At 57.7% G+C, this 8,733-nt stretch carries 9 protein-coding genes and 1 pseudogene; 2 read left to right on the plus strand and 8 right to left on the minus strand.

Features of this window, described 5'->3' with window-relative positions:
• Nucleotides 1-531 (minus strand): RNA polymerase sigma factor (locus WA354_RS03230; RefSeq protein ID WP_472811573.1); only part of this gene is annotated, 531 nt, incomplete at its 3' end.
• Between the two features lie 454 nt (nt 532-985).
• Here WA354_RS03230 and WA354_RS03235 point away from each other — a divergent pair.
• Nucleotides 986-1,183 (plus strand): hypothetical protein, encoded by a 198-nt coding sequence (locus WA354_RS03235; RefSeq protein ID WP_472811574.1) that lies wholly within the window; start codon nt 986-988, stop codon nt 1,181-1,183.
• 82 nt (nt 1,184-1,265) lie between these two features.
• Here the strand turns inward: WA354_RS03235 and WA354_RS03240 are convergent, their stop codons facing one another.
• The 7 genes from WA354_RS03240 to asnS form a co-directional block, all read right to left on the minus strand.
• The gene (locus tag WA354_RS03240; protein WP_472811575.1) at nt 1,266-2,126 is read right to left on the minus strand and encodes a hypothetical protein; all 861 of its coding nucleotides are present in this window, start codon (nt 2,124-2,126) and stop codon (nt 1,266-1,268) included.
• 201 nt (nt 2,127-2,327) lie between these two features.
• Nucleotides 2,328-3,629 carry a glucose-1-phosphate adenylyltransferase gene (glgC, locus tag WA354_RS03245; RefSeq protein ID WP_472811581.1) on the minus strand — a complete coding sequence of 434 codons (1,302 nt, stop codon included), beginning with the start codon at nt 3,627-3,629 and terminating at the stop codon, nt 2,328-2,330.
• A gap of 217 nt (nt 3,630-3,846) precedes the next feature.
• The gene (locus WA354_RS03250) at nt 3,847-4,578 is read right to left on the minus strand and encodes a hypothetical protein (protein ID WP_472811576.1); all 732 of its coding nucleotides are present in this window, start codon (nt 4,576-4,578) and stop codon (nt 3,847-3,849) included.
• A 112-nt stretch (nt 4,579-4,690) separates the two neighbouring features.
• On the minus strand, nt 4,691-5,386 hold the full coding sequence (locus tag WA354_RS03255) for a YdcF family protein (RefSeq protein WP_472811577.1): 696 nt from the start codon (nt 5,384-5,386) through the stop codon (nt 4,691-4,693).
• 117 nt (nt 5,387-5,503) lie between these two features.
• The gene (locus WA354_RS03260) at nt 5,504-6,127 is read right to left on the minus strand and encodes a nitroreductase family protein (RefSeq protein WP_472811578.1); all 624 of its coding nucleotides are present in this window, start codon (nt 6,125-6,127) and stop codon (nt 5,504-5,506) included.
• A 164-nt stretch (nt 6,128-6,291) separates the two neighbouring features.
• Nucleotides 6,292-6,678, minus strand: a complete 387-nt coding sequence (locus WA354_RS03265) for a hypothetical protein (RefSeq protein WP_472811579.1) — start codon at nt 6,676-6,678, stop codon at nt 6,292-6,294.
• 81 nt (nt 6,679-6,759) lie between these two features.
• Complete coding sequence (gene asnS, locus WA354_RS03270; RefSeq protein ID WP_472811580.1) at nt 6,760-8,133, minus strand: asparagine--tRNA ligase; 1,374 nt, start codon at nt 8,131-8,133, stop codon at nt 6,760-6,762.
• A gap of 197 nt (nt 8,134-8,330) precedes the next feature.
• Between asnS and WA354_RS03275 the strand changes: the two are divergent.
• A pseudogene (locus WA354_RS03275) lies at nt 8,331-8,733 on the plus strand (hypothetical protein); the annotation flags it as partial.

Here is an 8,733-nt window from a genome sequence, read left to right on the forward strand (position 1 = left end):
CAGCACCTGGGCGATTTCCTTGTAATCCATGTCCTGTAAGTCCCTTAATATGACTGCTTCACGCAGCTCCACCGATACTTTTGCCAGTGCTCCCTGCACCATCTTGGCCAGTTCCTTCTGAGCCGCCTTTTCATGCGGTGAAGGTCCGCTTGCCGTCAGACGGTCGATCGGGCGCAGTTCGTCGGTCTCGTCCCATCCGGCGTCGAGCGAGTCGGTGGCCCGTTGATTTCTGGTGCGACGGAAATTGTCCACCAGCAGATTACGGGTCATGGTCGTAATCCAGACCTGCAGGCTGCCCCTTGCGGTATCAAAACTGGCTAGATTGGAATAAATCTTGAGGAAGACGTCCTGCGTAAGGTCTTCAGCATCAGCGGGATTATTCGTAAAACGATAGCAGAGCCCGTAGACGCGGCGATGGTGGGTGCGAACCAGTTCGGCCCAGGCTCCGGAATCACCGTCCATGCAGCGACGAACGACTTCAGACCAATCGATCTCCAGCGGTCCGCTCGTCTGGCGAGTGTCCGGCGTCATGGGTTTGGCTTCCTGACCGTGGTCCTGAACCAGCTTCCGCGGCGCCTGATCCAACTTGCTCGGGGTCCCCGCGAATCGCTCTTGATTCATGGGGTGGCCCTTGCGCCGGATGGGCACCTTTGGCGCCACCAGTCCTGCCACGCTCCAGCTTAATGTACCCGCACAAGCCATGGAGGCCTATACGCATGATTTTGTTGTGTAGTTCCCGCCTCGGCACCGGTACGCTCCAAAACCCTCGGAAATGCCTATCGGGTCCGTGATCCATCCCCAAAACCTCTAATGTGCGTCGTATGGATGGTCTGTAGTGCGCCTCCCCAGAAAGTCACATGGACGTTCATTACCCTTTGGGCTTCCCAAGGTGCCGAAGGCGTTGTTCTATTCACCTTTCTCAATTGCTTGTGCATATGCAAATCGTTACGTTCGACCCATCACCCAGGAGATGGAGGCAAGGTCAATGAACGACACGGTGTCCAGGATTTACGCGGCGATCCGTATTTTGATGCAACGCGAAGAGGGACAAGACATAGTCGAATATTCCCTCACGTTTGCCATGGTGGCTTTTGGGTGCGTCTCATCCATGACTTTCATGGCAAACAGCATAGGAAGCGTATTCAGCCAGGTGGTGCAGATCTTATCCACCAACATTACGTAGACACTCTTCTGTCTCGGCTCCCCCTGGGACAGGATTGCGCATTTACCGTGGCAGTCCGTGCGCAATGGACCCGGGTGTAATCTCATCGCATCCCAGCTTTCATCATCTGCAACAGTTCCGCGGCAACCTCGGGCTTAGGTTCGCCGCACGTTGGGCAGGCTGCGCCGCCAGAAGGAATGTTCAGCCAATACCCGCCGACTACATCCGAAACTGCCTTCACGCAGGCTAAGAGTTCCTTCGCGGTCACGCTCCTTCCCGTCGGATTTGTACTTATCCCGGCCAGCACAATAATGCTTGGACTGGCGCCTCTCGCTTGCTCGGCCGCTTTGCGTACATAGGAAACGAAATCGTGTGTGTCGAGTTCCGCACCCTGAGCCTGGATCTCGTAAACATCGGCACACTTCGCCATCGAAGCCGCGATCTTCGCGCGAATGAATCGGTCGAAACGATCTGGCCCTCCGCCGACCAGGTCCGCTGCCGGCGCCACAATAAGCAGCCGGTGCTGCGCGTGCACGATGTCGGCGATCTTGCATGCATATTCGGCAGGGTTGCGCTGCTCCTCTTCGGGTGTGAACTGCCATTTCTCAGGGTCGTACATCACCGCCCCTATACCCGCTTCGCAGCAGTGATCGATTTCGCCCGCACTGCGAATGGATATCGTTGCTATGGAGTTCCACTCCGTATAAGGCTGGGTTTTGAGCTTAGCCACCATGAACGTACACGGCGTTCCGAAGTATTGTTGCTGCTGATCGAACGGAATCGCGGACGCCGCGCGATGCAGCGTCCCGGCATTGACAATCCATCGCACCCCGAGACTGCCGTCGGACTGGCTGCACGGTGGAACCTGCGCAGCTGCGTGACTCGAATTGCATCGATCTGAGGCGATGAGAAAAGAAAAAGCAAACACCAGGGCGAACGGCGAACCGAGCGTGAACAATTTCATTGCAATCAGTATGCAATAAGAATCGCGAATCTCAATTTCCGCACTGCGAATCAGTCGCCCTGATCGATTACGGATTTTCGGATTTGTAACCGCAAAGCAATAAGGCCGCAATTACGCATCAAAACTTAGGCCGCGCCCGTGAAGACGGGAGCGGCCTTTTGTCCATAGCGATTCGCGATCTCTCGTGGCTACAACGGCGACTTAGTACCGATCCCCAAACTCCGGTTCCACCGGGTTCTCGAATAGAGAAGCGTCGCGCGTCACAATCGTCAATCCTGAAGGCGTAACGAAATAGCGGCGCTTGTCTTCGACAGGATCGTAGCCGATTACCGTTCCCTCTGGAATGTGCACATCGCGGTCGATAATGGCGCGGCGGATGCGACAGTGGCGCCCGATCTGCACATGCGAAAAGATGATGCTCGAGTCGACTTCAGAGTAAGAGTTGACGCGGACATCCTGCGACAACACGGAATTGGATACGGAAGCACCGGAGATGATGACACCGGCCGTGATAACAGAATTTACCGCCATGCCGGTTCGTCCCGGCTCGCCGAAGACGAATTTCGCCGGCGGATACTGCCGTACCCGTGTGCGCATTGGCCAGTTTTTGTCATAGAGATTGAATACCGGCGACACCGAGCACAGGTCCATGTTGGCTTCATAGTAGGAATCGAGCGTGCCCACGTCGCGCCAGTAGAGCGCCGTCTGCTTGTTCTCGTCCACAAAACTGTATGCCATCATCTTTTTCTTGCCCAGCATATCGGGCAGGATATTGTGGCCGAAGTCGTGTTTCGAATTGGGATCCTCGGCGTCGGCGATCAGTGCTTTGAGCAAAACCTCGGTGTTGAAGATGTAAATGCCCATCGAGGCTTCGACTTTGTCGGGATTAAAGGGAGACCTGAACGTGGTGGTCGTCGGTTTTTCGAGGAAGCCCTGCAGTTCGCCGTTCTTGCCGACGTCAACCACGCCAAACCGCGCTACCTCATCGGGCGCGACCGGCAGCGTGGCCAGTGTCACGTCTGCGTGCGTTTCCTTGTGATACTCCAGCATGCGGCTGTAATCCATCTTGTAGATGTGATCGCCGCTCAGAATGATCATGTGCTTGGGCTGTTCGCTGCCGATGGAGTAGATGTTCTGATAGACCGCATCCGCCGTTCCCATGTACCAGTTGGTGCCGGTCCGCTGCATGGGCGGCAACAACTCAAAAAACTCCCCCAGTTCCTGCGCGACAATACCGGTCCATCCTTCGCGAATATGCCGGTTGAGCGAAAGCGCCTTGTACTGGGTAAGGATGAAGACCCGGCGCAAGCCGGAGTTGATGCAATTCGAAAGCGTGATGTCGATGATCCGGTAATGCCCGCCAAATGGCACGGCCGGCTTGGCGCGGTCGCGGGTCAGAGGAAAGAGCCTTTCACCGGCTCCGCCTGCAAGCAAAACACCTAATGTGTCTTTCATGTCCGTATGAGCCTGCCTTGTCGCGTTGTCTTTCCGGAGCTTTCTCAGCGCGAAACCAATGTGCCGCTATCCGGTACGGCATGTTTCAGAGAAGTACGCTATCCAATCGCCTCTGAACGGCGAAGAATACCACACAGAGATAACACGCGCAGCCTCTCGGCGTTAGAGGAGATTGGCGGTTCGGGAAAATGCGAAGACCGGAGCCCGTCGGAATAACTTCCTCCCGCGGATTCTCCGGCCTTGAAGTACATCGAACGCCCTTTGGTTATCTGCGTTTCGGTTTGAACCGGTACTCGACGCCAACCGAGATGGCGAAATTCACGTCGGTCTGGGTATACTTTGCGCCGTAATTGATGCCATACCGGGTGATAACCGCATCCGGCGTGACCCGGAAGACCCAGCGAGCTGAGCGATTAAGGTCAATATGTCCGCCGATAATGGACGCTAAGGCGAGCTGGTTAGGGTAGAAGGCCACCGCCGAAGGGGGCAGTTCGCGCAAGTCATGCTCGAAATCGCCGTAGACCCCGCCAATCAGAGCGTGTGCGATCAGCGCGCCGTGCTTGTTGTGCGGTCCAAGCCACTCCGGACCGGCGAGAAAGAAATATTCCTGAATGAATGGACCCGAAATGGACTGGGTCGTAACGTTATTGCCGAGCCCCGCGCCGCTGGTGCCCGCATAGCCCCTGATGTTGCCTTCGACCGCCCAATGCTTGCTTAACCAGTAGGATCCAGACAGGTCAAGGCCACCCAGGTTCGACCCCTGCAGGATCGTCGGACCGGCTTTCATGTGGGCGTACGCCATTCCCAGCGAAATATCGTACTTGTTGTCGTACTTCACATTAGCCAGTGGGTCAACGGCGATATAGGTGCCGTTGCCGGTGGTTTGCGAAGTGCTTTGCACCGCTGGCTGCACCTGGCTGAACGCAGGCAGAACTGAGGCAAGCAGACCGAGGACAAGGGCTGCCGAAAAGAATGAAAACCTTACTGGAAGACGCATCAACACAAAGCTTACAGGACCATACCTTCGAGGGACAATGAGAGGAACTGGGTGTTAGACGCCTGCGAGGCTCGGTTGGCTAGCACTCGCTATTCGATTGCACACGATTGCACTAGGGCTCGCAGTGCTCGGCCCAGCTGGCGTACACCAGATACCGCATCGTTTTGAGGGTTTCAACCGCCGCATCTGCCCCAGATTCGGCTCCGTTCGGTTGCAGTGGCGGCGCGGCGTGCATCCGCCAATCAAGCGAAGTATGGCTGAATATCATTGCTGCGCGCGGAAGATGGTAACCGCTGGAGATAATCTCCGCCGAATGCCAACCGTGACCTTGCATGATCCGCTCTGAATAGCACGCATTCTGGATGGTATCGTCAGACTTCGTCTCCACGAAGATGGCTGAGGGTGGAATGCCCTGCGCGGCGGCTGAGTTGGCCATCACGTCTGCTTCTACGAACTGGTTGTGTGCTGCGCCGCCGGAGAAGAGGAGGCGCGGCGCTACTCCGCGGTCGTATTCACGCACTGCTTCGGTGACACGCGCCAATTGCTCGGGCGTAGGATTACCGTCGGCGTCGGCTGGATAGCCCAGCACGAGAATGGCGTCGAAATGGTCACGGCTGGTATTCGTGGCAGGGGCCATCCGGCGCGCGATAATTGCCCAGCCGATGAGAAGGACGATGAGCAAAATGCCTCCCAGGGCTGCGCGCAGGGCCCACCGCTTCTTGCCCAGATCGATCGGCTTGTACCGACGACGGGGTCGCCGGGCAGGTGCGCGCTTGCGCGAGTCGCGGGATGTAGATGCGATGGCCAAACGGGGCTCCCAACTCAACTCTAAAAGCGAAAGCCAGACCGTAGCGGCACGAAGGTATTAACTGAAATGGGGCAGCAACTCGACGCTATTGGGGAAGCGGCCCGGCGCCCGAGAACCTCAACCCAGGTCCACTGGATGATTCCAGCTCGACAACACCATCTCACTCAGCGGTTTACGGCTGCGAGGCGATTGCTCCTGGCCTTGGTAATGCTCGCTAAGCGAGGATGGATCTCCCTGGTAGCCGAGTGCCATCACCGACCCGATCGCGTAAATCTCTGGAATCTCAAAGGCTTCGCGCGCCTTTGCCTGGTCAAACCCGGCCATCTGATGGGTCGCAATGCCCATGGAGGCGGCTTGCAGGGTGATGAAACCGTCGGCGGCGCCAAGATCGTGAACGGCATAGTTATTTGGTGAGTCGTTGTGGCTGAAACGGGTCCGGGCAACGCTCAAAACAAGCACCGGAGCATTCGCCGCCCATGCCTGGTTGAAGGGGACCAGAGCCTCGGCGATCTTCTTGTATGTCTCAGAGTTACGCTCGCCGACAACGAACCGCCATGGCTGCTCGTTGAAGGAGGATGGCGCCCACCGAGCGGCCTCGAAGATCTTCCTCAGATCGGCCTTGCTTATTGCTCGGTCGTCGAAAGCGCGGGGGCTCCAGCGCTCAAGAATAACGGGCAACACTCCATCCGTTGAGGGCTGCGCGTATTTCATCTGGTGGGCTTCGCTAGCGGTGAGCGTCATCGATTTCCGCTCCAGGGAAAGACTTTGTACTAACTCGGATGCTGCGCACTCACGGAACGATGCGCGTTGTCGATTGCTAGGCCGATGAACGGCAGCCCACCTGGGGGCAATTTCGAGCAGAATGGCGGTTTTGCTTTGTGCGGTTATAACGATCTCAACGGCCTCTAGACATGAACAGCAGCAATATGTACCGCAGGGACAGGCACGGAAGAAGCCGCCTGCTTGAACACCTTCGTCGTGAAGAACTCGATCATCAACCCGAACAGCGCATTAACAAAGAAATTCACGACCGGCACCAGCACCTGCCCCAGGTTCAGGAACAGGAAATAAGAGAAGATAGAGCCCACTGCCAGACCGATGATGGGGCCATTCCAGGCCCAGTGCACCCTTAGCCCCGAGATGCCAATCGCAAACCCCATGACCGCCCGGTTCAGGAGAACCCACAGCAGCATTACCGCGCTGAATTTGAGAAGGTGTCCATAAAATGCTCCGCTTGCGCAGATCAAACCTGCTATCAGTCCAAACAGAATCGCAACTGTAGTCCGCTTCATCGCGTTCCTTCTTTCACAAGCACACGTGTGCCGGGTAAGGTTACGCGGCAATTGGTGCAGTTGTTCCGAGGCCGGTTGAATTTACGGATAAATGCGGTGCAGTGTCCGCGCGAAGGGAATCGTCTCCCGCACATGATCCAGCGCGCAAACCCACGCCACCACGCGCTCGATGCCCATGCCGAAGCCGGCGTGCGGTACCGAGCCGTAGCGACGCAGGTCGAGATACCACTGGAAGGCTTCCAGGGGAAGCTGGTGATGCTCGATGCGGCTCTTCAGCAATTCGTAGCTCGATACGCGCTGGGATCCGCCAATGACCTCGCCATAGCCCTCGGGCGCCAGCACGTCGACGCAAAGCGCGAAGTTCGCGTCCTTCGGATCGGGCTCCATGTAGAAGGCCTTCACGGCGGCCGGGTAGCGATGAACCATCACCGGACGATCGAACTGCGAACTGAGCCATGTTTCGTCGGGCGAGCCAAAGTCATTGCCGTATTCAAAGGGCTGCTCGAGGATGCCTTTTTTATGTGCCTCGTTCAGCATCGCAGCGGCTTCGTCGTAACGCAGACGCGGAAACGGCGGAAGGATGTTTTTGAGCTTCTCCGGGTCGCGGCCGATCACCTGTAACTCCGGCGCGCGGTTCTTCAGTACGCTCTGCACGATGTGCGAGAGATAGTTCTCCGCCAGTTCCATCAGTCCGTCGAGATCGCAGTACGCAACCTCCGGCTCCACCATCCAGAACTCGGTCAGATGACGGCGTGTTTTTGATTTTTCCGCTCGGAACGTTGGTCCAAAACTGTAAACCTTCCCAAGCGCCAGCGCCGTCGACTCGATATAAAGTTGGCCGGACTGAGTGAGGTACGCGGGATCGCCGAAGTAGTCCACCGGAAACAGCGTCGAAGTTCCCTCGCAGGCCGCAGGAGTAAGAATAGGCGGATCAGTGCGGATGAATCCGTTGTCGTCAAAGTACTCGGCCGCCGCCCGCATGATCTCCGCCCGAATGCGCAAGATGGCCGATTGCCGAGGCGAGCGCACCCAGAGATGGCGATGCTCCATCAGGAAATCGACGCCGTGCTCCTTCAGCGTGATGGGGTATGGATCCGACTCCGGCACCCGCTGGATGACCTGGATATCCTCGACGTCGAGCTCGAAACCGCCGGGAGCGCGCTTATCTGCACGCACCTTCCCTGTAACGATTACCGACGACTCCTGCGTCAGGCCTTTGAGCGACTCGAAGACTTCGGCCGGGACACTCTTGACGTGCGCCACACCCTGCACCGTTCCGGTTCCGTCGCGAAAGATGGGGAACAGCAGTTTGCCCGATTCGCGAGAGTTGTAGAGCCATCCGCGAATCTGAACGGACTGGCCCTCGTGCTGGCCCAGGGTTGCGATGGTCGCAACAGGTGCGGCAGGTTTGGCGGTTTCAGCGGAGACGGCGGCGGGGGCGGTTTCTTCAGGCATAGATCAACTCTCTTGAGTGCCCCATCCATTTTTTTGGCGAAATGGGTGGGAAAGCTACTCCGTCGCACCAGCTCTGTTTTTTTCCAAAGCGGGCGGCGCCGGACCTATTAGGATAACGCCCGGCATCGCAGCTCAGCGTGACAGGCGTGACATTGCTCTCGCCGCATCCTGCCCGCTTGATTTATCGTCCATAGCGTATGGCCACCAATCCCAAGCCCCAGCCAGTCGCCAGCAATCAGCCCCATCCCACCCCCGAGGCGGAAGAAGTCTTCCGCCGCTGGATCCGCTTTCTCGACGAGGAGTTCTACCGGCACCGCTCTCCCGAGCGCCGCGCCGAAATCGTGCGCGACCAGCTCTACCAGCTCTACCTGGGGCGCCCCCATGGCGGAAAACCAAACGTGACCCTCTCCAGCGAACTGCCCGGCAACGTCCTCGGCATGTCGCTCGACCCTGAGAACGTGACGATCGAAGCTGAATACTTCGGCGACGCCGACCCCGCTGAATTTGCCATCCGCAAGCCGCTGATCTGGTTCTGGAAGATGTTCGACCGCTCGCCGATCGGGCTGAACCTGTGGCTGGGACTGCGTTTCCGGTGCATGC

It is taken from the genome of Occallatibacter sp. (assembly GCF_049802275.1).
In the GTDB taxonomy this organism is placed as follows: Bacteria; Acidobacteriota; Terriglobia; order Terriglobales; family Acidobacteriaceae; genus Telmatobacter.